This window comes from Burkholderia sp. LMG 13014 (assembly GCF_905232215.1).
Lineage (GTDB): Bacteria > Pseudomonadota > Gammaproteobacteria > Burkholderiales > Burkholderiaceae > Burkholderia.
This window is the reverse complement of the sequence record NZ_CAJNKE010000988.1, coordinates 1-1,356: the sequence shown is the minus strand read 5'-3', so window position 1 is coordinate 1,356 and position 1,356 is coordinate 1. Positions and strand designations below refer to the sequence as shown.

The window sequence follows — 1,356 nt, the reverse complement described above, 5'->3', positions numbered from 1 at the left end:
TGGTGAACAGCGTCTTCTCCGCGGTCGCGCCGCCGACGCGCGCCGCGACCGCGTCCTGATAGTTCGTGTATGCCCAGATCAGCAGCCCACCTTCGTCGTACTGGATCTGCTGCGCTTCGTGCACGAGCGGCCGGCGCTTGTCGACGTCGGGCTGCGCCATCGCGGCCTCGAACAGCTCGCCGAAGCGCGCGTTGCGGAAGTGCGTCTTGTTCGACACCGACGCGGGCGCGTCCGCGCTCAGCCCCGACGGCAGGAAATTGCCGCCGAAGCCGCCGCCGTTGCTGAACAGCCAGTCGTCGCGCTGCGGGCCGTAGAACGTCGCCGCGTCGAGCTGCTTCACGCGCACGTCGACACCCGCCTGCTTCGCCTGTTCGGCGAACACCAGCGACGCGCCGACCGGGTTGCCGCCGAGCGTCGACGGTCCCGTCACGAGCTCCACCGACAGGTTCTCGCGCCCGGCCGCCTTCAGCAACCGGCGCGCCTGCGCGACGTCGTGCGGACGCGGCGCGATGCCGTGATTGAACGTCGGATCGTCGAGGCCGTACAGGTCGTTCGCGACACGCCCCTGCCCGTTCAGCGCGCGCCGCACGAGTTCGTCGCGATCGGCGAGCAGCCGGAACGCCTGGCGCACGCGCACGTCGTCGAACGGCGCGCGGCTCGTGTTCATGTCGAACGACTGCCAGCCTGTCGTCTGCGATACCAGCACCTGCACGCGGCGGTTCGCGCGCAGGCGCACGGCCTGCTCCGGCGCAATCTGGTTCGCGAGATCGATCTGCCCGGCTTCGAGCGCCGCGATCCGCGCGGTCTCGTCCTGGAAACTGACGATCTCCAGTTCGTCCGCGTACGGCCGGCCCGGCTTGAAGTAGTTTTCGAAACGCGTGAACAGCGAGCGGCGGCCCGGTTCGAACGCCTTGTAGCGATACGGGCCCGCGCCGACCGGGTTCGTCACCGGATGGTAGTCGGTCGGCACGATGCCGCCGAAGTTCACCCAGGTCTCGGGCAGCGACAGGAAGCTGCGCCCCGCGCGAAAGCGGATGCGCACCGTGCGCGCGTCGAGCTTCTCGAGCCGGTCGCGATCCACCGCCGCGACGAGGCCCGCGAATGGCGACGCGAGCTGCGGATCGGTCAGGCGCCGGATCGAGAAGATCACGTCGTCGGCCGAAATCGTCTTGCCGTGATGAAACTCGAGGCCGGGCTTCAGGCGGATCGTCCATGCGGTCGCGTCCGCGTTGACTTCGGCTTCCTCGGCGAGCGCGAGCGTCGGCGTCAGGTTCGCGTCCCATTCCCACAGCTTGCTGTAGAGCGCGAAGCCGCGCACGACGCCACCGCCGACCGGCTTGTGCGCATCGAGGTTGC

Annotated in this window: 1 protein-coding gene; it reads right to left on the bottom strand. The window is 69.3% G+C overall.

Going from position 1 to position 1,356, the window contains the following annotated elements:
* Positions 1–1,356: ABC transporter substrate-binding protein (locus JYJ84_RS36770; RefSeq protein WP_205190309.1), on the bottom strand; the 1,356-nt coding region annotated here is incomplete at both ends.